The organism is Pseudothauera rhizosphaerae, assembly GCF_004801305.1.
In the GTDB taxonomy this organism is placed as follows: Bacteria; Pseudomonadota; Gammaproteobacteria; order Burkholderiales; family Rhodocyclaceae; genus Pseudothauera; species Pseudothauera rhizosphaerae.
The window spans coordinates 69332-94805 of sequence record NZ_SSOD01000019.1 but is presented as its reverse complement, the minus strand read 5'-3'; the positions used below and the strand labels follow the sequence as shown (position 1 = coordinate 94805).

Sequence of the window (25474 nt, the reverse complement as noted above, 5' to 3'; positions counted from 1 at the left end):
AGTACATCATGCCGCATGGAATCGAGGCGGGCCGCCACCACCAGAGCCACCATTCGCTGTTCCTCTCCCGCCGCTTCGTCGTGGTGTGCGGCGTGTTCTGCGCCATCACCGTCGCCCTGGCCGCGGTGGAGGCGGTGCGCAGCGGCTTCAATTACACGCACGTGGCGTTTCCGCTGCTGGCGGCAGTTTTCGCCGTGTTCGCGGTGCGCCAGTTCCGCCGCCCGCTGGGCGCCCTGGGCTGCATGCGCGCGGTGTTGCACGAGGCGCGCCAGGGCCGCCTGCACAAGCGCATCACCGGTACCGCCAGGCTGGGGGAGGTGGGCCAGGTGGCCTGGGAACTGAACGAGATGCTCGATCTGGTGGAGACCTACTTCAAGGAAGTGTCCACCTGCTTTGCGCGCGCCGCGCGCGGCGAATACCACCGCCGCGCGCTCGCCGCCGCCATGCCCGGGCAGTTCGCCGAATCGCTGCGGAGCGTCAACGAAGCCCTGCAGGCCATGGAGGACAACGCCCACTACATCGCGCGCAACCGGCTGAGTTCCGGCATGCACGGGCTCAACATGGGAAAACTGCTCGACAATCTGCAGGGCAACCAGGCCGACCTGAGCGCGGTGAGCCGTGAAATGGACGAGGTGACGCGCATTGCCGACGAGAACCTCGCCGCCGCCCGCGATAGCCGGCAGACTTCCGAGGCCATCGGCGGCGCGCTGGAGGGCATCGGCACGCGCATGGCGGAGATGCGCCGCGCCGCCGAGGAACTGGGCGAGGCCAGCCGGCAGATCGACCGCACCATCCTGATCATCGCGGAGATTTCCGACCAGACCAATCTGCTCGCGCTCAACGCCGCCATCGAAGCCGCCCGCGCCGGCGAGGCTGGGCGCGGCTTCGCGGTGGTGGCCGACGAGGTGCGCAAGCTCGCCGAGCGCACCAAGAGCGCCGCGGCCGAGGTGGGCGGCATCATCGAGGGCCTGCGCGGGCGGGTGGACGGCATGATCGGCCAGACCGGGCATGCCAGCGAGGTGTCGGCCGCGGCGGCGGGGCAGGCCACCGAGTTCCGTGCCCACTTCGAGCGCCTGGCCGAATCCTCCGGGCGCACGCTGGAACTGCTGGGCCGCGCGCGGGATCTGTCGGACGCCTCGCTCGCCAAGCTGGACCACGTGCTCTACATGCAGAACGCCTACGTGGCGATCGAGCACAACGGCGAAGGCGAGGAGGCCGCGCGGGCCGCACTGGGCGCACGGGAGGCCGAGCTGGGGCGCTGGTACCACGAAGGCAGCGGCCGTGCGCGCTTCGCCGCCACCGGCGCCTACGCGCGCATGGAAAAACCCAACCAGCGTGTGCATGGACGCGTGCACGGGGTGCTGGGCCTGCTGGCGCAGGACTGGGAGAACGACCCGGCGCTGTGCGAGCGCATGCTGGACACGATGCGCGAGGCGGAAGCGGCCAGTGCCGAGGTGCTGGCGGCGATAGACGCGATGGTGGCCGAGCACCACCCGCGCTGACCCGCGATCGAACACCGTCCGGGCCGGCGGGCGCCGCCGCCGGCCCGCCTCAATCCACCCGGCGCACCGCGGCGACGCCGCCGATCACCAGGTATTCGTCCTCCCCCTGCAGCCGGCCGGGCAGCAGGCGGGAGAAGGCGAGCACCTTGGGCAGGGGCACCTCACAGGCCAGCACGCGGTCGCCGAACTCGTCGGCGCGCTCCTGGCTGGCGGAAAACGAACTCAGGTTGTTGAGCACCACCACCGTACAGCCGTCCGGCAGGCGTGCGAGTTCGGGGAGCGCGTCGCGTCCGTTGAGGCCGCGGTATAGCGTGAGGTGGCTGCGCCCGGGGTCGCGGCGCGCGAGTTCGTGCTGGGTGTAGGCGTAGAGCAGGTCCACCTGCGCCTCGAGCGCGCCGGTGCCGTACAGGCCCGCTGCGCGTTCGTGCTCGAAGGCCGTGCGCGCGGGGTCGTCGGCTTCGCCCAGCGGGCCGTGGTGGAAGGCGGTGAGGAGGCCGAAGCGGGATTCCACCCAGCTTTTCAGCACTGCGCCCTCGCGTCCTTCGGAGTCGAACAGCCAGCCGCGCAGCAGGCGCAGGTAGTCCAGCCGGCTGCGGTCTACGCGGGCGCTGCCGGTGAGTCCCAGCGCGGGCGGGTCGTCGAGCAGGAAGTGGGCGGTCATGTACTGCATGAAGATGCGGGCGCGGTCTGTCGCATCGTCGACAAGCGACAGGCGTTCGAACAGGGGGGCGTGCAGCGGCAGTACGCCGTCCACCTCCAGGGGCACGGGGGCGAGCTGGAAGGCCAGGCTGGCGAGGGCTTCCGCGGGCAGGTTGCAGCGATTGACGGGCAACCGCGCGGCCGGCGGTGCGCTCAGGCGGGCAAGGGCGGGGGGAATGTCCGTGGCCCTACAAATTGTAGGGGATTTGTCGCATGCGTCAGCCGTGATGGCGGCCGTCTCTCCGCCGATGAATTCTTTCATTTCAATGCGTTATGTGTTGTTTTCGGGATTGGCACAGTCCTTGCGGAAGAGTGGCCGTGGTCCAGTACTACACGATCGAATCACGAATCCCGTTTCGACAGAGGAGTAACGCATCATGGCAAAGCTTCGTCAAGCCGCTATCTACGGCAAGGGCGGCATCGGTAAGTCCACCACCACCCAGAACCTCGTCGCCGCGCTGGCCGAAGCCGGCAAGAAGGTGATGATCGTCGGCTGCGACCCGAAGGCCGACTCCACCCGCCTGATCCTGCACAGCAAGGCGCAGAACTCGGTCATGGAACTGGCGGCCGAAGCCGGCTCCGTGGAAGACCTGGAACTCGAGGACGTCATGTCCGTGGGCTTCGGCGGCGTCAAGTGCGTCGAGTCCGGCGGTCCGGAACCCGGCGTGGGCTGCGCCGGCCGTGGCGTGATCACCGCGATCAACTTCCTGGAAGAGGAAGGCGCCTACGACGAAGACCTGGACTTCGTGTTCTACGACGTGCTGGGTGACGTGGTCTGTGGCGGTTTCGCCATGCCCATCCGCGAGAACAAGGCGCAGGAAATCTACATCGTGTGCTCCGGCGAGATGATGGCCATGTACGCGGCCAACAACATCTCCAAGGGCATCGTGAAGTACGCCAACTCCGGCGGCGTGCGCCTGGCCGGCCTGATCTGCAACAGCCGCAACACCGACCGCGAAGACGAACTGATCATGGCCCTGGCTGCCAAGCTGGGCACCCAGATGATCCACTTCGTGCCGCGCGACAACGTGGTGCAGCACGCCGAAATCCGCCGCATGACCGTCATCGAGTACGACCCCAAGGCCAAGCAGGCCGACGAGTACCGTGCCCTGGCGCAGAAGATCATCGCCAACCAGAAGTTCGTGATCCCGACGCCTTGCACCATGGACGAACTCGAAGAGCTGCTGATGGAGTTCGGCATCATGGAAGTGGAAGACGAGTCCATCGTCGGCAAGACCGCCGCCGAAGCCGCCGCCGCTGCCTGATCGCCGCCGGGCAGGAAGCAGCCCGGCGGTGCGCTCGCCAGCGTGCCGCCGGGTATCGAGCAAACCTACGCGCGCCGTGCACGGATTGGTGCCGGCGCGAACAGGAGAAGCAGGATGTCTACGCTCACCCGTGAAGAAACCGAGAGCCTGATCCAGGAGGTTCTCGAGGTTTATCCCGAGAAGGCCAAGAAGGACCGCGCCAAGCACCTGGCGGTCAACGACCAGGCCGTCGAACAGTCGAAGAAGTGCATCACCTCCAACCGCAAGTCGCAGCCGGGCGTGATGACCATCCGCGGCTGTGCCTATGCCGGTTCGCGTGGCGTGGTGTGGGGTCCGGTCAAGGACATGATCCACATCTCCCACGGCCCGGTCGGCTGCGGCCAGTATTCCCGTGGCGGCCGCCGCAACTACTACGTCGGTGCCACCGGCGTGAACACCTTCGCTGAAATCAACTTCACCTCGGACTTCCAGGAGAAGGACATCGTCTTCGGCGGCGACAAGAAGCTGGCCAAGATCATCACCGAAATCGAGCAGCTCTTCCCGCTCAACAAGGGCATCTCCGTGCAGTCCGAGTGCCCCATCGGCCTGATCGGCGACGACATCGAAGCCGTCTCCAAGAAGGCGGCGAAGGAAATCAACAAGGTCGTGGTGCCGGTGCGCTGCGAAGGCTTCCGCGGCGTGTCCCAGTCCCTGGGCCACCACATCGCCAACGACGCCATCCGCGACTGGGTGCTGTCCAACCGCGACGGCAAGGAATTCGAATCCACCCCCTACGACGTCACCATCATCGGCGACTACAACATCGGCGGCGACGCCTGGGCTTCGCGCATCTTCCTCGAAGAGATGGGACTGCGCGTGATCGCCCAGTGGTCCGGCGACGGCACCCTGGCCGAAATGGAGAACACCCCCAAGGCCAAGCTCAACCTGTTGCACTGCTACCGCTCGATGAACTACATCAGCCGGCACATGGAAGAGAAGTACGGCATCCCCTGGATGGAGTACAACTTCTTCGGCCCGACCAAGATCGAGGAATCCCTGCGCCGCATCGCCGCCTTCTTCGACGACAACATCAAGGAAGGCGCGGAGCGCGTGATCGCCAAGTACAAGCCGATGATGGAAGCCGTCATCGCCAAGTACAAGCCGCGCCTGCAGGGCAAGCGCGTCATGCTGTACGTGGGCGGCCTGCGTCCGCGTCACGTCATCGGCGCCTACGAGGACCTGGGCATGGAAGTGGTCGGCACGGGCTACGAGTTCGCCCACAACGACGACTACGACCGCACCATCAAGGAAATGGGCAACGCCACGCTGCTGTACGACGACGTCACCGGCTTCGAGCTGGAAGAGTTCGTCAAGCGCATCAAGCCCGACCTGGTCGGTTCCGGCATCAAGGAAAAGTACATCTTCCAGAAGATGGGCATCCCCTTCCGCCAGATGCACTCGTGGGACTACTCCGGCCCGTACCACGGCTACGACGGTTTCGCGATCTTCGCGCGCGACATGGACATGACGCTCAACAACCCGTGCTGGGGCAAGCAGGTCCCGCCGTGGAAGAAGAGCGCCGCGCCCGAAGAAGTGAAGGCCGCCGCCTAAAGCCGACTGGTTCGGCAGCCGCACGCAGTTCCGTCCGCCCCGGGCCAGGCCCGGGGGTTCCGGCAGGGCCCGTTCGGGTACCGCCCGGGCGGAGTGCGGGCTGCCGTACCGCAAGGAACAAACCTCACGCCCGCGTCCACAGATGGGTGGCCGGGCCAAGGAGCCTCAAATGCAGATCGTTGACGACATCAAGCCGTGCTATCCGCTGTTCCGCGCCGATGACTACAAGGAATCGCTGAAGCGCAAGCAGGACCTCTACGAAGAGAAGGTTCCCGACGACAAGATCGCCGAAACCTTCGAGTGGACCACCACCAAGGAATACCAGGAGCTCAACTTCGCCCGCGAAGCGCTCACCATCAACCCCGCCAAGGCCTGCCAGCCGCTGGGCGCGGTGCTGTGCGCGCTGGGCTTCGAGAAGACCCTGCCCTACGTGCATGGCTCGCAGGGTTGCGTGGCCTACTTCCGCACCTACTTCAACCGCCACTTCAAGGAGCCGATCGCCTGCGTGTCCGACTCCATGACCGAAGACGCGGCGGTGTTCGGCGGCCAGAAGAACATGTTCGACGGCCTGGAAAACGCCAAGGCGCTGTACAAGCCCGAAGTGATCGCGGTCTCCACCACCTGCATGGCCGAGGTCATCGGCGACGACCTCAACGCCTTCATCAACAACTCCAAGAAGGAAGGCCACATCGCCCAGGACTTCCCGGTCCCGTTCGCCCACACCCCGTCCTTCGTCGGCAGCCACACCACCGGCTGGGACAACATGTTCGAGGGCATCGCGCGCTACTTCACCCTCAACCACATGGAAGGCAAGAAGGCGGGCAGCAACGGCAAGCTCAACTTCGTGCCGGGCTTCGAGACCTACCTGGGCAACTACCGCGTCATCGCCCGCCTGATGAAGGAAATGGGCGTCGATGCCACCATCCTCTCCAACCCCACCGAGGTGCTGGACACCCCGTCGGACGGCGAATACCGCATGTACGCCGGCGGCACCACGCTGGATGAGATCAAGGACGCGCCCAACGCCCACAACACCATCCTGCTGCAGCCCTGGCAGCTCGAGAAGACCAGGAAGTTCGTCGAGAACACCTGGAACCACGAAGTGCCCAAGCTCAACATCCCCATGGGCCTGGAGTGGACCGACGAGTTCCTGATGAAGGTCTCCGAGATCACCGGCAAGGAAATCCCGGCCTCGCTGGAGGTGGAACGCGGCCGCCTGGTGGACATGATCCAGGACAGCCACACCTGGCTGCACGGCAAGAAGTTCGCGCTGTACGGCGACCCCGACTTCGTCATGGGCATGACCCAGTTCCTGCTGGAACTGGGCGCCGAGCCGCTGCACGTGCTGTCCAACAACGCCAACAAGCGCTGGGGCAAGGCCATGGAGAAGCTGCTGGCCTCCAGCCCGTTCGGCGCCAAGGCCAAGGTGTACGTCGGCAACGACCTGTGGCACATGCGCAGCCTGTGCTTCACCGAGAAGCCCGATTTCCTCATCGGCAACTCCTACGGCAAGTACATCCAGCGCGACACCGCCCACAAGGGTCCGCAGTTCGAAGTCCCGCTGATCCGCCTCGGCTTCCCGATCTTCGACCGCCACCATCTGCACCGCATGACCACCCTGGGCTACGAGGGCGCGATGTACATCCTCACCACCCTGGTCAACGCCGTGCTGGAAAAGCTCGACGACGAGACCCGCGGCATGGGGACCACCGACTACAACTACGACCTCGTTCGCTAAGTCGCGGTCGATGCGCGGTGCCGTCCCCGCAAGGGGGCGGCCCGCGCTTCAGGAGTTCACATGGCCAACATCATGATCCGCAAGACCGCTTCGGGCGGGCTGTCGTTCTACCTGCCCAAGCGCGACCTGGAAGACAACATCGTCTCGATCGAATTCGACCAGGCCGACAAGTGGGGTGGCGAGCTGAAGCTGGCCAATGGCGGTACCTACTATGTCGATCCGCTGGATGCGCCGCCCAAGCTGCCCGTGTCGCTGCGTGCCAAGCGCGTCGACGCGCCGGAATGATCTTTCAACACCAGGAGACCCATCATGGCTCTCAAGATCCTCGTTGACGAATGCACGTCCTGTGGCGACTGCAAGCCGGTGTGCCCGACCAAGTCGATCACCGACAAGGGCGGCATCTTCAAGATCAACGCCGACACCTGTACGGAGTGCGAAGACGGGTACGACGAGCCCCAGTGCGTGTCCGTCTGCCCCGGTGCCGACAACACCATCGTCTTCATCTGACGAGGACGCCCGCGGTGGGGCGGCTGGTGCCGCCGCACCGCTCCGAACACCCAGGAGCACCGCCATGAACGCAACCGCCCCCACCGGCAGCCCGGTCTCGCGCGAGACCGCCCTGCGCATCGCCATGGCCGCGCGCACCCTGCCTGGCGTCAACGTCGCCGCCTTCGTCCATGCGCTGGGCGAACGCCTCGGCCTGCCGGTCACCGACGAGAAGCTCGCGCGCATGACCGTGGCCGACCTCAAGGCCATGCTGCAGGGCGACGAGATCGTCGACCCCGGCGTCGAAGCCAGCGCGCTGAAGAGCGCGGTGCGCTACCTGTGGGGCGAAGGCCTGTCCGACGACGCGCCAGTGCCCGAAGCCGACGTGCCACAGGGCGACGCCGCGCTCACCGTGGCGGTGGCCTCCAACAACGGCGAACAGCTCGACGGCCACTTCGGCTCCTGCAACCGCTTCCTGATCTACCGCGTGGCCGAGGACGGCATCTGGCTCACCGGCGTGCGCTCCACGCTGGAAGCCGACGGCGCCGAGGACCGCAACACCGCACGCGCGGCACTGCTGGCCGGCTGCCAGCTCGTGTACGTGCAATCCATCGGCGGCCCCGCCGCTGCCAAGGTGGTGCGTGCCGGCGTTCATCCGGTCAAGTTCCCCGCCGGCGGCGCGGCGCGCGAGGTGCTGGGGCAGTTGCAGAAGGTGCTCAACAGCCCGCCGCCCTGGCTCGCGCGCGCGCTGGGCAAGGAAGCGCGTTCGCTGGCCCGCTTCGTGCCCGCGGCCGAGGCCGAGGCATGATAGGCGCCGAGGTCGTCGACACCGCCTGTGCGGCGCTCGCCAGCCACGGCTACGGCGAGACCGCGGTGGAGGCGCTGCGCAGGCAGTGGCCCGGCCTGCGCTTCGTCGCCTGTTCGGACGACGACGTCCCGCCGCGCCTCAGGGCCGTGGCGGAGGGCGAGGGTTGGGCGCTGTACTACATCGCCGGCGGCGACCACTGCCTGTCCCTCACCACCGATCCCGGGGCGGCCATCGGCCTGGTCGTCGCCGAGGTCCAGCCGGACGACTGAATGGTGGGAGCGGGCTTGCCCGCGATGCGGCGCTTCCCTCCCGCGGGCGGTATCGCGGGCAAGCCCGCTCCCACATAGAATCGCGGGCGTGAATGCGTCCGCCGCACCCCCTCCCCCGACCGAGCGCCTGTTCCTCGCCCTGTGGCCGGACCGGCGCCTGCGCTCGGCCCTCGCCCGCGCGCGCGACGCTTGGCACTGGCCACCCGGTGCGCGCCGGGTGCGCACCGACAAGCTGCACCTGACCCTGCACTTCATCGGCGCGGTGGCGCGCGACCGCGTCCCCGCGCTGGCGGACGCGCTGGCCGTGCCCTTCTCCCCGTTCGAACTGGAACTGACCCGATCCGCGCCGTGGCCGCGCGGCCTGGCCGTGCTGGAAGCCGAGGCGGTGCCGCCCCCGCTGGCCGCCCTGCACGCAGCCCTGGCCGGGGTCCTGCGCCGCGCCGGACTGCCGGTGGAAGCGCGCCCCTTCCGGCCCCACCTCACGCTGGCGCGCCGCGCGCCCGGCGCCCGCCCGCCGGAGAAGCCGGCAGCCCTGCGCTGGGCGGTGTCCGGCTACGTGCTGGCGGCCTCCGACCTGGGGGCGGACGGCGGCTACCGCGTACTGGCGCGCTATCCCGCAGCGGAGGCGGCGCAATGACCCAGGTATTCAGCTTTCCGCCCATCGCCGCGCCGGACGCCCGCGTGCTGGTGCTGGGCAGCATGCCGGGCGCGGCCTCCCTCGCCGCCGGGCAGTATTACGCCCATCCGCGCAACGCCTTCTGGCCCATCATGGGCGCGCTGTTCGGCTTCGACCCGCGCGCCGCCTACGCCGAGCGCGCGGCCGCGCTGCAGGCCGCCGGAGTGGCGCTGTGGGACGTGCTCGCCTCCTGCGTGCGCCCGGGCAGCCTGGATTCGGCCATCGCCGCCGACAGCATCGTGCCCAACGATTTCCGCGGCTTTCTCGCCGCCCATCCGGGCATCCGCAGCATCTTCTTCAACGGCGCCGCGGCCGAAGCCTGCTACCGCCGCCACGTGTTGCCCCAGGGAGAATGGGCGGCGCTGCCGATGCTGCGCCTGCCCTCCACCAGCCCGGCCCACGCCGCGCTCGACCTGGCGCGCAAGCTCGAGGCGTGGCAGGCGCTGGGGGACGCCTGCGGAGCGCCTGCGAAGGAGGCTTTGCCCCCTTCGTGGGGGGTGCCTAAAGTTAATCAGAAAGGCACCCGATAACTGCAGAACGGTGCGCATAGGCGTGCCGGCCGACCGATGCGCCCGTAGTGTTCCTGTGAGAATGGCAGCCATGCTCGATTCGCTGAAACTGAAGACCAAGATCGTCCTGATGGTGCTGGCCGCCTTTGCCGGCCTCGCGCTCACCGTCGTGCTGGGTGCCTTGGCGACCCGGGCAGACCTGATGGACGCCCGCAAGCTGCAGGTGCAGTCGGTGATTCAGTCTGCGCTGCAGGTCGTCGCCGGCTACCATGCGCGCGCCGCGGCCGGCGGGCTGCCGGAAGCCGAGGCACAGGAACTCGCCAAGGGCGCGTTGGAGCACATGCGTTTCGGCGGCGCGGACGGCAAGTCCGAGTACGTCTACATCCTGGCCACCAACGGCGTCACGGTGATGCACCCGATCCGCACCGACTGGAACGGGCGCGACATTTCCGGCGAAGTGCGCGACAGTGCCGGCCGCTACACCCTCCGGGACATCATCGCCGTGGCCAGCGCCAAGGGTGCCGGCTTCGCCGATACCTCCTTTCCTCGCCCCGGCAGTACCGTGCCGGTGGACAAGCTGCAGTACGCCGCAGCCTTCAAGCCGTGGAACTGGGTGATCGGCGCCGGCGTATACGTGGATGACGTCAAGACCGCGTTCTGGTCGCGCCTGCTGGTCGACCTGGCGGTGAGCGGCGTCATTCTGCTGGTGATCGTCGGCCTGGGCATCGTCATTGCCCGCTCGGTGCTGCGCCAGATCGGCGGCGAACCGGCCGAGGCGATGGCGATCATGGAGCGCGCCGCGAGCGGCGACCTGACCGTGAACGTGCCGGGCGCCGCGCCCGGCAGCCTGCTGCACGGCCTGTCCCGCATGCTGGGTTCGATCCGCGACATGGTGGGGCAGATCGCCAACGGCGCGCACACCCTCAAGGACACCGCGGAGAGCATCTCCCACGCCTCCGGCCAGGTCGCCGTGGCGGCGCACCGCCAGGCCGATTCCACCTCCTCCATGGCCGCGGCCATCGAGGAGATGACCGTCTCCATCAACCACATCTCCGATTCGGCGCGCGACACCGAGGACAACTCCTCCTCGGCCGCCAACCTGGCCGAGAGCGGCGAGCAGAAGGTGGCCACCGCCACCGACGAGATGCACCGCATCGCCGGCACCGTGTCCTCGGCCGCGGAGATGATCCGCTCCCTGGAAACGCGGACCAACGAGATCTCCTCCATCGCCAGCGTGATCAAGGAGATCGCCGCCCAGACCAACCTGCTCGCGCTCAACGCCGCCATCGAGGCCGCGCGGGCCGGCGAGCAGGGCCGCGGTTTCGCCGTGGTGGCCGACGAGGTGCGCAAGCTCGCCGAGCGCACCTCGGCCGCCACCGAGGAGATCGGTGGCATGATCAGCGCCATCCAGAGCGACACCGCGAGCGCCGTGGGCGCCATGGACCAGGCCCTGCCCCAGGTCGAGCGGGGCGTGGACCTGGCCCAGGAGGCAGCCCAGTCCCTGCGCGACATCCGCGACGGCGCCGGCGCCACGCTGGCGCGCATCCGCGACGTGGCGCTGGCCACCCGCGAACAGAGCGCCGCCAGCAACGCCATCGCCCAGCAGGTCGAGAGCATCGCGCAGATGGTGGAGGAAACCAGCGCCTCCATGCAGCAGACCGCCGAATCGGCCCACAGCCTGGAACAGGTGGCGCGCCAGCTCGGCGAACTGGTGGGGCGCTTCCGGCACTGAGCCGACGGCGGCGCGGCCTCTGCCAACCGCGCTATCATCGGCCGCATGGCCGCGCCCGACTCCGCTCCCGACGTCTTCGCCTACCCGCTGGCCGGCATCCGCCTGATCGAGGCCTCGGCCGGCACCGGCAAGACCTGGAGCATCTGCGGGCTCTACCTGCGCCTGCTGCTGGAAGGCGGCCTGGCGGTGGACCAGGTGCTGGTGGTCACCTTCACCAAGGCCGCCACCGCGGAACTGTCCACCCGCATCCGCGAACGCATCGTGGACACCCTGCGCGTGCTCGACGGCGGCGATCCCGGCGCGGACCCCTTCGTGCCGCGCCTGATCGAAGCGAGCGCGGCGGCCGGCATCGCCCATGCCGCCATGGCCGAACGCCTGCGCCGTGCGCTGCAGGTGTTCGACGAGGCGGCCATCTTCACCATCCACGGCTTCTGCCAGCGCGCGCTGGCCGACACCCCCTTCGCCGCCGGCCAGCCCTATGCGCTGGAACTGGTGGAGGACGACGCCGACCTGCGCGGCGAAGTGGTGGCGGACTTCTGGCGCCGCCGCGTGGCCGGCGGCGCGCTGCCGCCCGCCCTGGCCCGCCTGCTGTGGGACAGGGGCGACTGCCCCGCGAGCTGGGCGGAGCAATTGAAGACCGACATGGCCCGCCCGCTCGCGCGCCGGTTGTGGGATGCCGACCTCGCGCCCGCGCCGGATGAAGCCGAGGCGGCGCTGCACACCGCCTGGGCCGCGCTGCAGGTGCAGGCCGGGGAACTCGCCGCCGCCCGCGCCGTGCTGGAAGCGCCCGGGGTGAAGCTGCACAAGGCCGCCTACAAGCCGGAGACCATTGCCGCCGCGGAAGCGCAATGGGCGGGATGGCTCGCCAGCGGCGATGCCCTGTACCCCTTGCCGGCGGAGAAGGAAAACAGGCTCGATCTCTTCACCGCCGCCAGGCTGGCGGAAAAATCCACCGGCGGCACCCCACCGCCCGCCCATCCCTTCTTCGACGCGGCCGGTGATCTGTTGGCCGCCCGCGCTGTCCTCGACGACGCCCTGGAAGCGGCCCGCCTCGCCCTGCTGCGCGACTGCCTCGCCGAATGCGCCGAGGCCCTGCGCACCCGCAAGCGCGCCCGGCGCCAGATCGCCTTCGACGACATCCTGTGGAACGCCCACCGGGCGCTCACCGACGGCTCCCAGCCCTGGCTCGCCAGTGCGTTGCACGCGCGCTACCCGGCCGCGCTCATCGACGAGTTCCAGGACACCGATCCGCTGCAGTTTTCCATCTTCTCGAGCATCTACGACCGCCCCGGCGCGCGCGGGCGGCTCTTCCTGGTGGGCGACCCCAAGCAGGCTATCTACAGCTTCCGCAGCGCGGATCTCTTCGCCTACCTCGCCGCCCGCGAGCGGGCCGACGCGCGCTACGGCCTGGCCCACAACCAGCGCTCCACGCCGGCGCTGATCGCCGCCTGCAACCGCCTGTTCGAAGCCAATCCGGCGGTGTTCATGCTGCCCGGCCTCGACTACGCGCCGGTGGAGCCGGGTACCCGTCCGCGCCCGCCCTTCGTCGATCGCACGCCCTCGGGTGCGGAACCGGCCGCGCTGCGCCTGTGGCGCCTGCCCGCCGCGGCCGGCGACCCCGCCCGGCGCCTGCTGCGCGGCGAAGCGCTGCCCGCCGCGGCGCGGGCCGCCGCCGCCGAGATCGCCCGCCTGCTCGCCGCGGCCCAGGCCGGCGCGGTGTGCATCGGCGAGCGGCCGCTGGCGCCGGCGGACGTCGCCGTACTGGTGCGCAGCCACCGCCAGGGCAGCCTGATGCGGCGCGCGCTCGCCGCCCTCGGCGTGGGCAGCGTGGAACTGGCACAGACCAGCGTGTTCCATGGCGAGGACGCCGAGGAACTGGAACGGGTGCTGCTCGCCATCGCCGAACCCACCCGCGCTCCGCGTGTGCTGGCGGCCCTGTCCACCGCCGCCATGGGGCGGGACGCCGCCGCGCTGGCGGCCCTGGCTGCCGACGAGGCCGGCCTGCCCGCCCTGCTGGAGCGCTTCGCGCGCTGGCGCGAGCTGTGGCTGGCGCGCGGCTTCGGCGTCGTGCTGCGGCGCTGGATGGCCGACGAGGGCGTCGCCGCCCGCCTGCTCGCGCGCGCGGACGGCGAACGGCGCCTGACCAACCTCATGCATCTGGCCGAACTGCTGCAGCAGGCCGCCGGCGGCGCCGCGCCCGAAGCCCTGCTGCGCACGCTGGCCACCCGCCGCGCCGAAGCCAACGGCGGCGAGGCCGCCCAACTGCGCCTGGAATCCGACCGCAACCTGGTGCAGATCGTCACCATCCACCGCGCCAAGGGCCTCGAATACGGCGTGGTGTTCTGCCCCTTCCTGTTCGACGGCCACGCCCGCGGCGCGGGCGGCCTGCCCGGCGTCTGGCACGACGACGCGGGCGAGCTGCTGCTCGACTACCGCCGCGCGCCGGACGACGCGGACGCCGTCAAGGCGCGCCTCAGGCTCGAAGCCGCCGCCGAGGACCTGCGCCTCATCTACGTGGCGCTCACCCGCGCCGTGTATCGCTGCTACCTGACGGTGGGCTGCTACGCCAAGCCGGTGCGCAACGGCGTGAGCCACACCGAGAGCGCCCGCAGCCTGCTCAACTGGATGGCGGCCGGCGCCGGCCTGTCGCCGGCCGACTGGTTCGGCGCCAGACTCGATGTCGAAGCGATCGAGGCCGCCTGGGCGGACCTGGCCGGGGGCGACCCCGGCATCGCCCTGCACGACCTGCCCGCCGCGCCCGGCGTACCGCTGGCTGCCGCCCACGACGCCGCACGGGCCCCGCGCGCGCTGACCCCGCCGGCGATTCCCGACGGCTGGCGCATCGGCAGCTTCAGCGCGCTGGTCTCCGGCGCCTCCCACGAACAGGCCGCCCGCGACCACGACGCCCGCGTCCGCCCGGCGCCGGAGGAAGGCGCCGCCGAGGACGCCGCGCCGCCCCCCGGCGACATCCTGCGCTTTCCCCGCGGTCCCGCGGCCGGCGACTGCATCCACGCGGTGTTCGAACACGCGGACTTCACCGATCCGTCCGGTTGGGAGCAGGCCATCGGCCGCGCCCTGGCGGATCACCCCCAGCGCGGCGGCGAGCCGTCGGCATTGAAGCCGATGTTGCAGGCCATGCTGGACGACGTGCTTGCCACCGAGCTGATCCCCGGCCTGCGCCTGCAAACCGTGCCGGCCGCCCGCCGCAGCATCGAGATGGGCTTCCACCTGCCGGCGCCCCGCCTGGCCGCCTCCGCCCTCAACGCCTGGCTGGCCGCCCACGGCTACCGCATGCCGCAACTGGGCTTCGGCGAACTGGCCGGCTACCTGAAAGGCTACATCGACCTGCTGTTCGAGCACGGCGGGCGCTACTGGGTGCTGGACTGGAAATCCAACCACCTGGGCACGCGCGTCCAGGATTACGCCGGGCCCGCGCTGGAAGCCGCGATGACCGCCCACGGCTACCACCTGCAGCACCTGCTCTACACCGTGGCCGTACACCGCCACCTGCGCCGCAGCCTGCCGGGCTACGACTACGGGCGCCACTTCGGCGGCGCGCTCTACCTCTTCGTGCGCGGCGTGCGTCCCGGCTGGCGGGTGGACGGCGTCCCCGCCGGGGTCTTCCATCATCGCCCCTCCGCCGCGGTGATCGACGCCCTCGACCGCCTGCTGGCCGGCGAACCGGCGGCGCTGCCCGCCTGACACCATGAACGGCGCTGCCCTGATCCCCGACACCCAGCCCGCCGCCGCCCAGGACCTGGCCGCCGGTTTCGCCGAGCACGCCGCCGCCTGGTCCGCCGCGCTGGGGGCGCCGCCCGCGGCCCGGCAGGCCCTCGCCCGCGCCGCGCGCCAGCTCGCCCTGGCCGGCAGTGCCGGCCACGTCTGCCTGCCGCTGGAAGAACTGGCCGGCGAGGACGACCCCGCCGCCCTGCGCGAACACCTGCTGGAAAGCGGCGTGGTCGCCGGGGAGGATGCGGCCCGGCTGCCGGGCAGCGCCCATCCGCTGGTGCTGGACGGGGCCGGACGGCTCTACCTGCGCCGCCACTACGACCTGGAAGGCCGGCTCGCCGCCGCGCTGCGCGCCCGTACCGCGCGGGCCGCGGGCGAGGGCGATCCCCAGGCGCTGGGCGCGCTGCTGGCGGACTTCTTCCCGCCCCGCGCCGACGGCCGCCCCGACTGGCAGAAGCTCGCCGTGGCGCTCGCCCTGCTGCGCCGCCTCACCGTCATCAGCGGCGGCCCCGGCACCGGCAAGACCACCACCGTGGCCGCGCTGCTGGGCTGTCTGCTGAGTCTGCGCGCCGATCTGCGCATCGCGCTCGCCGCCCCCACCGGCAAGGCCGCCGCGCGCATGCTGGAAGCCCTGCGGGCGCGCTCCGAACGCCTTCCCGCCGACCTGCGTGCCCGCTTGCCGCAAGAGGCCTGGACCGTGCACCGCCTGCTGGGCGTCACCCCGCAGGCTGGCCGCTTCCGCCTCCACGCCGGCAATCCGCTGCCCTTCGACGTGGTGGTGGTGGATGAAGCCTCCATGCTGGACCTGGCGCTGGCCGCCCGCCTGGTGGACGCCGTGCCGCCGGCCGCGCGCCTGATCCTGCTGGGGGACAAGGACCAGCTCGCCGCCGTGGAGGCTGGTGCGGTGTTCGCCGAACTGTCCGCTGGCAGCCGCTTTTCCGATGAATGCGCCGCCGCGCTGGAAGATCTCGCCGGCCACCGCCCGGCCGACGCGGGGGAGCCCGCAGCCCTGCCGGACAGCGTGGTGTGGCTGCGGGAAAGCCACCGCTTCGCCGCCGGCTCCGGCATCGGCCGTCTGGCCGCCGGCATCAACGGGGGCGAAGCCGCCGCCCTGCTGGCCTGGCTGCGGGAGGCGGCCGATCCGGCGCTGGGCTGGCTGGAAGACGCCGGTCGCGCGCCGGCCGCGGAAGTGCTGGCCCGCTGCGAGGCCGGCTATGGAGCCTACGCGGACGCCCTGCGCCACGGAGGAAACGATCCGGCCGCGGCCTTCGCCGCCTTCGATCGTTTCCGCGTGCTGGCCGCGGTGCACGACGGCCCGCGCGGCGTGCGTGCCCTCAACGCCCGCCTGGCCGAGTGGCTGCGCGGGGCGCTGGCCCATGCGGCCGATCCGGGCGCCGGCGCGGAGTGGTATCCGGGCCGCCCGGTGATCGTGCTGCGCAACGACTACCTGCTGGGGCTCTTCAACGGCGACGTGGGCCTGACGCTGGCCGACGCCGACGGCCGCCTGCAGGTCTGGTTCCCCGCCGCGGGCGGCGGTTTCCGGGCGCTGTCGCCCGTGCGCCTGCCGGCCGTCGATACGGCTTTCGCGCTCACCGTGCACAAGGCCCAGGGTTCGGAATTCGAGGAAGTGCTGATGGTGTTGCCGGATGCGGAGTCGCCCGTGCTCACCCGCGAACTGCTCTACACGGGCGTGACCCGCGCCGCGCGCCGGGTGGCGCTGGCCGGCAGCGCGGCGGCCTTCGCCGCCGCCTGCGCCCGCCGCACCGTGCGCCATTCCGGCCTCGCGGACCGGCTGGCACCGTAACCCGGATTCCGGGCTACGGACGGGCGGCGGCTCGCGCGCTCACACCGGGCCGCGCCCGCCGTGCCTGACTTCGATGGTGTCGGCCAGCGCCGCTTCCAGCGTGGCTTCCGCGCCCTTGAGGGCAAAGCTCTTCAGGGACGAACAGACGGTCGCCACCTTCTCGCCGGCGCTCTGGCCCTTGAGGTCGCTCTTTTCCAGGCGCAGTTCTTCCAGCAGTTCGTTCCACACCATGCCGTCTTCCAGCGGCAGGAGCTGGAACTTCACCCCGCCCAGCGTGACGCGCACCGGCTTGCCGATGTTGTTCACGAAGAACACCGCCTGCATATCCGGGGCGAAGTCGGCGCCGTAGCGTTCGACGAACAGCGGAAGCTTGGCGAGCTCGTCCAGCAGCCCCGCGGCCAGCACCAGCTTGTCGGCGGTGGCCAGCAGCACGGCCTGGCGCACGCTGGCAGTGGGCGGCTTGCGGCGGCCGGAGGCGTCGGCCACCTCGCCTTCGGTCAGTACCAGGTCGCCGCGGTAGGCGGTCAGGCCCGGGCCGGCGGCCTCGGTGAAGTTGGAGTTGAACAGCAGGGCCTGTTCTTCGTAACGCTTGAGCAGCATTTCACGTCCTCGTGAAGTGGATGAAATGCTTCGCTCCAGCAGGAAGTGCGCCAAGCTGCTCCGGACGGGCGGCGTGCGGCGCAATACCGCTCCGCCACAGGCGATGCGCCGCCCCCGTGGGTGGCGCGCCGGTTCGCCGGTGGGGCGGCTGTGCTACAAGAATTGTCGGGTTTGCGACGTCCGAACGTCGGCTGCCGTCTCAGCGCGGCACGCCCAGGATCACGTGCGAGGCCTTGATCACCGCGGTCGCCGCGACGCCGGGCTTGAGGCCCAGATCGCTCACTGCCTCGCGGGTGATGATGGACGCCACTTCGGTGCCGCCGCGCAGGGCGATGGTGACTTCGGCGTTCACCGCGCCGATCTCGACCGCCTTGACGGTGCCCGAGAGGATGTTGCGAGCGGAGAGCTTCACGTCGCCCGCGTCGGTCAGCACCATCACCCAGGGCGCCTTGACCAGCGCGACCACGTCGCTGCCGACGGCCAGGCCCAGTTCGTTGAGGCTGCCGAGGGTGACCACGGCCACCAGGCTGTCGCCGCCACCCAGGTCGATGTCCACTTCCGCATTCACGGTGCCGGGCCGCGTGGCGGCCACCTTGCCGCGGAAGACGTTGCGGGCGCTGACTTTCATGGCGTTCTCCTTGTTCGGCCATTGTCGGGTAACTTACGCGTTGTGTCGTTGGCTACATAGAATGCCGACACTGAATACGCGTGTTCAGTGCGATGGATTCTAGGAGTTTGCGCTGTTCGATCTCAACCATAGCGGTACGAATAACGCAAAGCCAGCGGGCATGAAAATCGCTATATATGCCTCTAAATAAAATTCGAGTTGCCAGACCGATGAACGACTGTGCCCTGTCCGACGAAGCCCTGACCCGCCTGCTGGCCGACGACGTGCCGGCGGGCGACCTCACCACCGAAACCCTGGGCATCGCCGCGGCGCCTGCGCGCACGGAGTTCCGCGCCCGCGGCGCCATGTGCGCCTGTGGCCTGGAGGAGGCCCGCCGGCTGTTCGAACTGGCTGGCGCGACGCGCTGCCTGGCCTTCGCCGGTTCCGGCTCCCAGGTTGCGGAAGGCGCCCTGCTGCTGTCCGCCGAAGGGCCGGCCGGTGCGCTGCACCGGGCGTGGAAGACGGCGCAGAACCTCGTCGAGTGGATGAGCGGAGTGGCCACCGCGGCGGCGGCCATCGTTGACGCGGCGCGCCCGCTGGCGGTGGCCTGCACGCGCAAGAACGTGCCCGGCACCAAGGCCCTGTCCATCAAGGCGGTGCGCGCCGGCGGCGCCATCGTGCACCGCCTGGGCCTGTCGGAAACCCTGCTGGTGTTCGCCGAGCACCGCCTCTTCCTCGACCTGCAGCCGGGCGCCGTGGTGCGCCGGCTGCGCGCGCTGCAGCCGGAAAAGCGCGCCGTGGTGGAAGTGGGCGACGTGGACGAGGCGCTGGCCTGGGCCGCCGCGGGCGCCGAGATCCTGCAACTGGAGAAATTCCCTCCGCCCGCGGTGGCCGCCCTGCGCGAACGCCTGCGGGCGGCCGGTTTCACGCCGCTGCTGGTCGCCACCGGCGGCGTCAACGCGCTGAACGCGGCGGCCTATGCCGTGGCCGGCGCGGACATGATCGCCACTTCGGCACCCTACAACGCACCGCCCGCGGACGTCGCCGTGCGCTTCGAACGCCTGGGCAACGGAGCCCGCCATGTGTGAACGCCCGCATACCCCCATCGCCTGCCAGCACCGCTCCCTCTGGCCGGAGGAACACCCCTGGCGCGAGGGACTGCCCGTCGCCTGGCGCGACCAGGTCGTCGCGCCCCTCGATTTCGAGATCCACCGGGATGAAGAACTGGCCGCCCAGCGCGTGTTCGGGCGCGATGCGGACGGCACGCCGTGCTACTACGCCCACGCGTGGACGATGAGCGAGCCCTGCTCGGACGACGACGAGGAGTTCTACCTGGTGGCGACCGCCGGCGAGTCGGTGACCGCCTGGCGCCTGCGCGACGAACGCTGGCTGGTGCGCCGCGTGGTGATGGGCAACGAGCGCTGCGTGGCGCCGCAGCCCTTCTACGTGTTCAGCGAATCGATGCCGCGCTGAGTCGCCGGCGCGGAGCCTTTTTGTCCATCAGCGGAGTAAAACCGTCATGCAATCCTTCATCCAAGGTGTTCTTCGGGCCGGCCGCCGGTATCTGGTGCCGCTGGCGCTGCTGGTCCTGGGCCTGCCTGCCGCGGCGCAGGACGCCCTGTTGGTCGCGGCCGGCGCGGGCTACCGCCGCCCGGTGACCGAACTGGCGCAGGACTTCGAGCGCCGCAGCGGCATCCGCGTCGAGCAGATGTACGGCCACATGGGCCAGATCCTCGGCCAGGTGGCCCAGGGCGGCAAGGTGGCGGTGGTGTTCGGCGACCGCGCCTTCCTCGAGAACGCGAAGAACGTGCAGTTCTCGCGCTACCTGCCGGCCGGCACCGGGCGCCTGGTGGTGGCGTGGGCGAAGGGCAAGACCCTGTCCAATGTGGAGGATCTGGCCGGCCCGGACGTGACGCGCGTGGCCCTGCCCGACCCCATCCACGCGGTGTACGGCAAGGCCGCCACCCAGTTCCTGGAGCGCAGCGGCCTGAAGGCCCGCATCGGCGAGCGCCTGCTGCCGGTGTCCACGGTGCCGCAGGTGTCGTCCTACCTGGTCAGCGGCGAGGTGGATGCCGGCTTCATCAACCTGACCGACGCGGTGGGCATCGCCGACCGCATCGGCGGCCATCTGGAAATCGACCAGAAGCTCTACGACCCGGTGCAGATCGTCATCGGCGTGGTGGCCGGGCAGGAGGGGAGCGCCGCCGTGGCCGCGCTGGAGACCTACCTGGGCTCCGCCGAGGCGCGCGCGATCCTGTCCCGCCACGGGCTCTGAGGCCCCCGGGCATGCTCGACGCCGCGGCGGCCGTGCTGGGCGAGGCGGAGGTCCGCCACGCCCTCCGGCTCACCGCCCAGGTGGCACTGGCCACGCTGGGCCTGCACCTGACTGCCGGCCTTGCGCTCGGCGCGCTGCTGGCGCGCCCGGGCTGGCCGGGGCGGGGGGCGCTGGACGCGCTGGTGACCCTGCCGCTGGTGTTCCCGCCCATCGCCACCGGCTTCGCCCTGCTGCTGCTGTTCGGCCGGCGCGGGCCCGTGGGCGGCTGGCTGGACGCCGTGGGCGTCGAGATCGTGTTTTCCTTCTGGGGCGTGCTGTTCGCCTCCTTCATCGCCGGCCTGCCGCTGGTGGTCAAGCCGGTGCAGGCGGCGCTGGAATCGGCCTCGGCGCGGCTGGCCGAGGCCGCGCGCACCCTGGGCAAGAACGAGGTGCAGATCTTCTTCCACGTGCTGCTGCCCAACGTGCGCCGCGCGCTGGCCGCCGGGCTGGTGCTGGGCCTGGGCCGCTCCCTGGGCGAAGTCGGCATCACGCTGATGCTGGGCGGCAACGTGATCGGCCGCACCAACACGGTGTCGCTGGAGATCTACAACGCCGTGAGCGGCGGCGATTTCCAGCGCGCCGCGGTGCTCTCCGCCCTGCTCGGGGTGCTCACCCTGGCGATGTTCTGGGGGCTGCGGCGTCTTGGGGCGGTGTGAGGGGAACGGGCCGGGCGGTCCAGCGCTCGGCGACCAGGGTGACCATGCTGCCGGGCGCCAGCGCGGCGCCGTCGGCGGCGCGGGCCAGCAGGGTGCGCCCGTCGGCATCGATGCGGTACAGGGGGCCGTCCGCGCCGGCCTCCACGTCCAGCACCCGCCCGCCCAGGGTCAGGGCTTCGCCGCGTCCGCCGAACAGTTCCGCGGGCGTGGCGTCGGCCACGATGCGCCCGCCTTCGAGCAGGATCGCGCGGCCGGCCAAGCGCACCGCCTCGCCCGGGTCGTGGGTGACGACGAGGGTGGTCAGGCCGTACCGCCGCCGCAGGGCGATCAGCTCGTCCTGGAGGCTGCGGCGCAGGCCGGCGTCCAGGGCCGACAGGGGCTCGTCCAGCAGCAGCAGGTCCGGCTCCGCGGCGATGGCGCGCGCCAGTGCCAAGCGCTGCTGCTGCCCGCCGGACAACTGCGCCGGCCTGCGTCCGGCCAGGGCCGACAGGCCCACGGTTTCCAGCAACTCGTCGGCCAGCCTCTCGGGCGCGCCGCGGCGCAGGGCGAAGCGCACGTTGCCGCGCACGCTCATGTGGGGAAACAGCGCGTAGTCTTGGAACACGTAGCCGATGCGGCGCTTGCGCGTGGGCAGCGCGAGGCTGCGCGCACCGTCCAGCCAGCAGCGCCCGAAGGCGTGGATGTGGCCGCCGTCGGCGGGCGTCAGGCCGGCGAGCAGGCGCAACAGCGTGGTCTTGCCCGCGCCCGAGGCGCCCAGCACCGCCAGGCAGTCGCCGCGCCGCAGGGACAGGGCGACGTGCAGTTCGAATGCAGGATGGGCGGCCTGGCTGCCCCGGGCGGCGTGCATGCGCTTGTGCAGCTCGAAGCTGAAGAGGTCGGGATCGGCGCAATGGAGGGCGGACATGGCATTCGTTCCGGGTGGCGGCGGATGTCGCAATGGCGACACGTTGTAGTATTGACTACATATAACTAATCGCGCATCTTCTGCCCCTGACCGCCAGTTCTGTCCGGCCTATCCGTGAAATCGAGGCATGGTGCGCGTGGCACGATTATCGCTGTATATCGTTCAACATATCCAGGAGAGAACATGACTCCGCACTGTCCCGAGCGCCTCACGGGGCGCCTGTCGATCGACGCGCCGGCGGGCAGCACGCTGTCCGACACGCGGGTGCGCCTGTTGGAGGCGATAGACCGGCTGGGTTCGATCAATCAGGCTGCCAAGGCCGTGCCGCTGTCCTACAAGGCCGCCTGGGACGCGGTGGACACCATGAACAACCTGTCCCCCGAGCCCCTGGTGGTGCGCGTGACCGGCGGCCGCCAGGGCGGCGGCACGCTGCTCACCGACTACGGCCGGCGCATGGTGGCCATGTACCGCGCGCTGGAGCTGGAAACCCAGGCCGCGCTGGAGCGCGTGGCCGAGCGCCTGGCCGACGACGGCCCGGTGAGCATCGGCGACTTCCGCCGCCTGATGCACCGCATGTCCATGAAGAACAGCGCGCGCAACCAGTTCTTCGGCCCCATCGTCGCGCTGCGCGACGGCGAGGTGGATTACGAGGTGCGCCTGCGCCTGGACAAGCACACCGAGATCGTCGCGGTGATCACCAAGGCCAGCGCCGAGAACCTGGGGCTGATCATCGGCAAGGAAGTGTTCGCCCTGGTGAAGTCGTCCTCGGTGCTGCTGTCCACCGACGCCGAGGTCCGCCTGACCGCCCGCAACCAGTTGTGGGGCGAGGTCTTCGCCATCCACGAAGGTTCGGTGAACGACGAGGTCACGCTGCTGCTGCCCTCGGGCAAGAACGTCACCGCGGTGGTCACCCACGGCAGTTGCGAGAACCTCGGACTGGCCGTCGGTACGCGCGCCTGCGCCATATTCAAGTCGTCCAGCGTGATCCTGGCGAGTTACGACTGAGCGTTTCCTTCCACCTCAATGTTCCGGAGCAAACGATGAAATCCCTTTTCCGCATCCTTGCCGTCCTGGCCGCCGCCGTCCTGCCGGCGCTGGCCTCCGCCGCCGAGATCAAGGTCGCCGTGGCGGCCAACTTCCACGGCACCCTGCAGAAGCTGGCCCCGATCTACCAGGCCGCCAGCGGCAACACCCTCACCCTCAGCTCCGGCTCGTCCGGCGCGTTCTACACCCAGATCGTCAACGGCGCCCCCTTCGACGTGTTCCTGTCCGCCGACAGCGAGCGGCCCGAGCGGCTCGCCAAGGAAGGCCATGCCATCAATGGCACGCGTTTCGTCTATGCCCTGGGTGTGCCGGTGTTGTGGAGCGCCACGCCCGGCGTGGTGGATGCCGAAGGCAAGGTGCTGAAGACAGGCAAGTTCCGCCATCTGGCCATCGCCGAGCCGCGTAACGCCCCCTACGGCGCCGCCGCCCAGCAGATCCTGACCCATCTGGGCGTTTGGGATGCGCTGGAGCGGGACAGCCGCATCGTCAAGGGCAATTCCATCGGCCAGACCCACAGCCAGGTGGGGTCCGGCGCGGCCGAACTGGGCTTCGTGGCGCTGGCCCAGGTCAAGACGCCGGAAGGCATCGCCGGCTCCCACTGGATTCCGCCGTCCGACCTGTATACCCCCATCGCCCAGTCCGCGGTGGTGCTCACGCGCGCCGATGACGTGCCCGCCGCCATTCACTTCCTGACCTGGCTGCGCACCGATGCGAAAGCCCGTGAAGTGATCGAAGCGGCCGGCTACGGCTTCGAATAAGGGCACGGGGACAGCACCGTATGCACCTGGGCCCGCAGGACGTCACCGCGCTATGGATCACCTTCAAGCTCGCCCTCATCAGTACGTCCATCCTGCTCGTACTCTGTACGCCGCTGGCGTGGTGGCTGGCGAACACGCGCTGGCGCGGCAGGACCGTGGTGGAGGCGATGGTGTCGCTGCCGCTGGTGCTGCCGCCCACGGTGCTGGGTTTCTACCTGCTGCTGCTGCTGGGGCCGCGCGGGGTGGTGGGCGGCTTCTTCGAGAGGATCGGCGTGGGGCACCTGGCCTTCAGCTTTCCCGGCCTGGTGATCGGCTCCATGGTGTATTCCCTGCCCTTCGTCGTGCAGCCCGTGCAGAACGCCTTCGCCGCCACCAGCACGCGCGTGCTGGAGGCGGCGGCCACGCTGCGGGCCACGCCCCTGGACCGCTTCCTGACCGTCTCCCTGCCGCTGGCGCGGCGGGGCTTCCTGACCGCCGCGGTGCTGTCCTTCGCCCATACCCTGGGCGAGTTCGGCGTGATCATCATGGTGGGCGGCAACATCCCGGGGCGCACCCAGGTGGCCTCCATCGCCATCTTCAACCACGTGGAGGCGCTGGACTTCGCCTCCGCCCATGCCCTGGCGCTGATCCTCGTGGTACTGGCCTTCTCCCTGCTGCTCACGGTGTATGCCATCAACCGCCGCTTCAAGGTCGTGGGGGTGGGATCGTGAGCATCGTCGCGCGCTTCCGCCTCGACCGCGGGGATTTCGTCCTCGACGTGGACCTGGACCTGCCCTCCCACGGCGTCATCGCCCTGTTCGGCCGTTCCGGCTCGGGCAAGACCACCGTCCTGCGCTGCGTGGCCGGCCTGGAGCACGCGCCGGGCGGCTACCTGAGCGTGGACGGCGAGGTATGGCAGGACGGCGACCGCTTCCTGCCGGTGCACAAGCGGCCCATCGGCTACGTGTTCCAGGAAGGCAACCTGTTCCCCCACCTGAACGCCGCGGCCAACATGCGCTACGGCCTCGACCGCACCCCGCCGGCCGAGCGCCGCGTGGGCTGGGACGAGGTGGTGGAACTCTTCGGCATCGGCCACCTGCTGGACCGCCATCCGGACCAGCTTTCCGGCGGCGAGCGCCAGCGCGTGGCACTCGCCCGCGCGCTGCTGTCCAGCCCGCGCCTGCTGCTGATGGACGAGCCCCTGTCCGCCCTCGACCACGCCCGCAAGCAGGAGATCCTGCCCTACCTGGAGCGCCTGCACGACGAACTGGACATCCCGGTGCTCTACGTCAGCCATGCGCCCGGAGAGGTCGCACGCCTGGCCGACCACGTGGTGCTGCTGGAAGAGGGCAAGGCTGTGGCCTGCGGCACGCTGCGCGACACCTTGTCCCGCCTCGACCTGCCGACGGCGCTGGCCGAGGACGCCGGCGTGGTCATCGAAGCCACGGTGGGCGCCCACGACGAGCGCTACCACCTGACCCGGCTGGATTTCCCCGGCGGCAGCGTGTACGTCGCGCGGCGCCCGGAGGCGGTCGGCAGCCGGCTGCGCTTCCGCGTCCATGCGCGCGACGTCAGCCTGGCCTTCTGCAGGATCGAGGGCACCAGCATCACCAACCTGCTGCCCGCGGTGGTCACCGAAGTGGCCGACGCCGATACCCCGGCCCACGTGCTGGTGCGCCTGGAAGCCGACGGCACGCCGCTCATCGCGCGCATCACGCGGCGCGCGCTCGACCAGTTGCAGATCGAACCGGGGCTGCGCATGTGGGCGCAGATCAAGACGGTGGCGTTGCTGGCCTGAACGACAC

25 protein-coding genes are annotated in these 25474 nt (G+C 70.3%); 21 read left to right on the top strand and 4 right to left on the bottom strand.

From position 1 onward, the window contains the following. Window positions 1–8: 8 nt before the first annotated feature. Window positions 9–1502 carry a methyl-accepting chemotaxis protein gene (locus E6O51_RS22470; RefSeq protein WP_136386580.1) on the top strand — a complete coding sequence of 498 codons (1494 nt, stop codon included), beginning with the start codon at window positions 9–11 and terminating at the stop codon, window positions 1500–1502. 49 nt (window positions 1503–1551) lie between these two features. Here E6O51_RS22470 and E6O51_RS18940 read toward each other — a convergent pair whose 3' ends face one another. Continuing rightward, on the bottom strand, window positions 1552–2334 hold the full coding sequence (locus tag E6O51_RS18940; protein ID WP_211091464.1) for an NAD(+)--dinitrogen-reductase ADP-D-ribosyltransferase: 783 nt from the start codon (window positions 2332–2334) through the stop codon (window positions 1552–1554). Window positions 2335–2578: 244 nt separating this feature from the next. Here E6O51_RS18940 and nifH point away from each other — a divergent pair, with 244 nt between their 5' ends. The 12 genes from nifH (at window position 2579) to recD (ending at window position 16807) form a co-directional block, all read left to right on the top strand. After that, the gene (nifH, locus tag E6O51_RS18935; RefSeq protein WP_136386578.1) at window positions 2579–3466 is read left to right on the top strand and encodes a nitrogenase iron protein; all 888 of its coding nucleotides are present in this window, start codon (window positions 2579–2581) and stop codon (window positions 3464–3466) included. A gap of 114 nt (window positions 3467–3580) precedes the next feature. Then, window positions 3581–5056, top strand: coding sequence for a nitrogenase molybdenum-iron protein alpha chain (gene nifD, locus E6O51_RS18930; protein ID WP_136386577.1), 1476 nt, complete (start codon window positions 3581–3583; stop codon window positions 5054–5056). Window positions 5057–5225: 169 nt separating this feature from the next. After that, window positions 5226–6794, top strand: a complete 1569-nt coding sequence (gene nifK, locus E6O51_RS18925; protein WP_136386576.1) for a nitrogenase molybdenum-iron protein subunit beta — start codon at window positions 5226–5228, stop codon at window positions 6792–6794. 60 nt (window positions 6795–6854) lie between these two features. Then, a complete protein-coding gene (gene nifT, locus E6O51_RS18920) occupies window positions 6855–7079 on the top strand; it encodes a putative nitrogen fixation protein NifT (RefSeq protein WP_136386575.1) in 225 nt (74 codons plus the stop codon). A gap of 24 nt (window positions 7080–7103) precedes the next feature. Further along, window positions 7104–7301: a 4Fe-4S dicluster domain-containing protein gene (locus E6O51_RS18915; protein ID WP_136386574.1), complete on the top strand. Its 198-nt coding sequence runs from the start codon at window positions 7104–7106 to the stop codon at window positions 7299–7301. 64 nt (window positions 7302–7365) lie between these two features. Next, window positions 7366–8088 carry a dinitrogenase iron-molybdenum cofactor biosynthesis protein gene (locus E6O51_RS18910; RefSeq protein ID WP_136386573.1) on the top strand — a complete coding sequence of 241 codons (723 nt, stop codon included), beginning with the start codon at window positions 7366–7368 and terminating at the stop codon, window positions 8086–8088. Further along, complete coding sequence (locus E6O51_RS21945) at window positions 8085–8357, top strand: DUF6129 family protein (protein ID WP_168735331.1); 273 nt, start codon at window positions 8085–8087, stop codon at window positions 8355–8357. Before E6O51_RS18910 ends, E6O51_RS21945 begins: the two co-directional genes overlap by 4 nt. An 88-nt stretch (window positions 8358–8445) precedes the next feature. Beyond that, entirely contained in the window at window positions 8446–8994 is a 549-nt protein-coding gene (gene thpR / locus E6O51_RS18905; protein WP_211091463.1) for an RNA 2',3'-cyclic phosphodiesterase, read from the top strand. After that, window positions 8991–9563 (top strand): DNA-deoxyinosine glycosylase, encoded by a 573-nt coding sequence (locus tag E6O51_RS18900; protein ID WP_136386572.1) that lies wholly within the window; start codon window positions 8991–8993, stop codon window positions 9561–9563. Before thpR ends, E6O51_RS18900 begins: the two co-directional genes overlap by 4 nt. Before the next feature lie 70 nt (window positions 9564–9633). Then, the gene (locus E6O51_RS18895; RefSeq protein ID WP_136386571.1) at window positions 9634–11274 is read left to right on the top strand and encodes a methyl-accepting chemotaxis protein; all 1641 of its coding nucleotides are present in this window, start codon (window positions 9634–9636) and stop codon (window positions 11272–11274) included. Window positions 11275–11319: 45 nt separating this feature from the next. Beyond that, complete coding sequence (gene recB, locus E6O51_RS18890) at window positions 11320–14976, top strand: exodeoxyribonuclease V subunit beta (protein ID WP_136386570.1); 3657 nt, start codon at window positions 11320–11322, stop codon at window positions 14974–14976. A 4-nt stretch (window positions 14977–14980) separates the two neighbouring features. Beyond that, window positions 14981–16807: an exodeoxyribonuclease V subunit alpha gene (recD, locus tag E6O51_RS18885; protein ID WP_136386569.1), complete on the top strand. Its 1827-nt coding sequence runs from the start codon at window positions 14981–14983 to the stop codon at window positions 16805–16807. A gap of 39 nt (window positions 16808–16846) precedes the next feature. Here recD and E6O51_RS18880 read toward each other — a convergent pair whose 3' ends face one another. Further along, window positions 16847–17407, bottom strand: coding sequence for a hypothetical protein (locus tag E6O51_RS18880; protein WP_136386568.1), 561 nt, complete (start codon window positions 17405–17407; stop codon window positions 16847–16849). Window positions 17408–17606: 199 nt separating this feature from the next. Next, window positions 17607–18035: a TOBE domain-containing protein gene (locus E6O51_RS18875; RefSeq protein ID WP_136386567.1), complete on the bottom strand. Its 429-nt coding sequence runs from the start codon at window positions 18033–18035 to the stop codon at window positions 17607–17609. 209 nt (window positions 18036–18244) lie between these two features. Here E6O51_RS18875 and modD point away from each other — a divergent pair, with 209 nt between their 5' ends. Genes modD through modB (E6O51_RS18855) form a run of 4 tightly spaced genes read left to right on the top strand, consistent with a single transcriptional unit; the run spans window position 18245 to window position 20984 of the window. Continuing rightward, complete coding sequence (gene modD, locus E6O51_RS18870) at window positions 18245–19102, top strand: ModD protein (protein ID WP_136386566.1); 858 nt, start codon at window positions 18245–18247, stop codon at window positions 19100–19102. Beyond that, entirely contained in the window at window positions 19095–19487 is a 393-nt protein-coding gene (locus tag E6O51_RS18865; protein ID WP_136386565.1) for a hypothetical protein, read from the top strand. Before modD ends, E6O51_RS18865 begins: the two co-directional genes overlap by 8 nt. Window positions 19488–19533: 46 nt before the next feature. Further along, entirely contained in the window at window positions 19534–20289 is a 756-nt protein-coding gene (modA, locus tag E6O51_RS18860; protein ID WP_136386564.1) for a molybdate ABC transporter substrate-binding protein, read from the top strand. 11 nt (window positions 20290–20300) lie between these two features. Beyond that, window positions 20301–20984, top strand: coding sequence for a molybdate ABC transporter permease subunit (gene modB / locus E6O51_RS18855; RefSeq protein WP_136386563.1), 684 nt, complete (start codon window positions 20301–20303; stop codon window positions 20982–20984). Here modB (E6O51_RS18855) and E6O51_RS18850 read toward each other — a convergent pair. Beyond that, on the bottom strand, window positions 20938–21888 hold the full coding sequence (locus tag E6O51_RS18850) for an ABC transporter ATP-binding protein (RefSeq protein WP_136386562.1): 951 nt from the start codon (window positions 21886–21888) through the stop codon (window positions 20938–20940). The two genes, modB (E6O51_RS18855) and E6O51_RS18850, sit on opposite strands and share 47 nt — an antisense overlap. 183 nt (window positions 21889–22071) lie before the next feature. On the opposite strand from E6O51_RS18850, the gene E6O51_RS18845 reads away from it, so the two are divergent. From E6O51_RS18845 to modC, 4 genes are read left to right on the top strand one after another with little or no spacing between them, the layout of a single operon-like run. Further along, window positions 22072–22893 (top strand): TOBE domain-containing protein, encoded by an 822-nt coding sequence (locus E6O51_RS18845; protein ID WP_136386561.1) that lies wholly within the window; start codon window positions 22072–22074, stop codon window positions 22891–22893. Window positions 22894–22928: 35 nt separating this feature from the next. Next, complete coding sequence (modA, locus tag E6O51_RS18840; RefSeq protein WP_136386560.1) at window positions 22929–23690, top strand: molybdate ABC transporter substrate-binding protein; 762 nt, start codon at window positions 22929–22931, stop codon at window positions 23688–23690. Window positions 23691–23710: 20 nt separating this feature from the next. Further along, on the top strand, window positions 23711–24400 hold the full coding sequence (gene modB, locus E6O51_RS18835) for a molybdate ABC transporter permease subunit (RefSeq protein ID WP_136386559.1): 690 nt from the start codon (window positions 23711–23713) through the stop codon (window positions 24398–24400). Then, on the top strand, window positions 24397–25467 hold the full coding sequence (modC, locus tag E6O51_RS18830) for a molybdenum ABC transporter ATP-binding protein (protein ID WP_230976850.1): 1071 nt from the start codon (window positions 24397–24399) through the stop codon (window positions 25465–25467). Before modB (E6O51_RS18835) ends, modC begins: the two co-directional genes overlap by 4 nt. The last annotated feature ends 7 nt before the right edge of the window (window positions 25468–25474 follow it).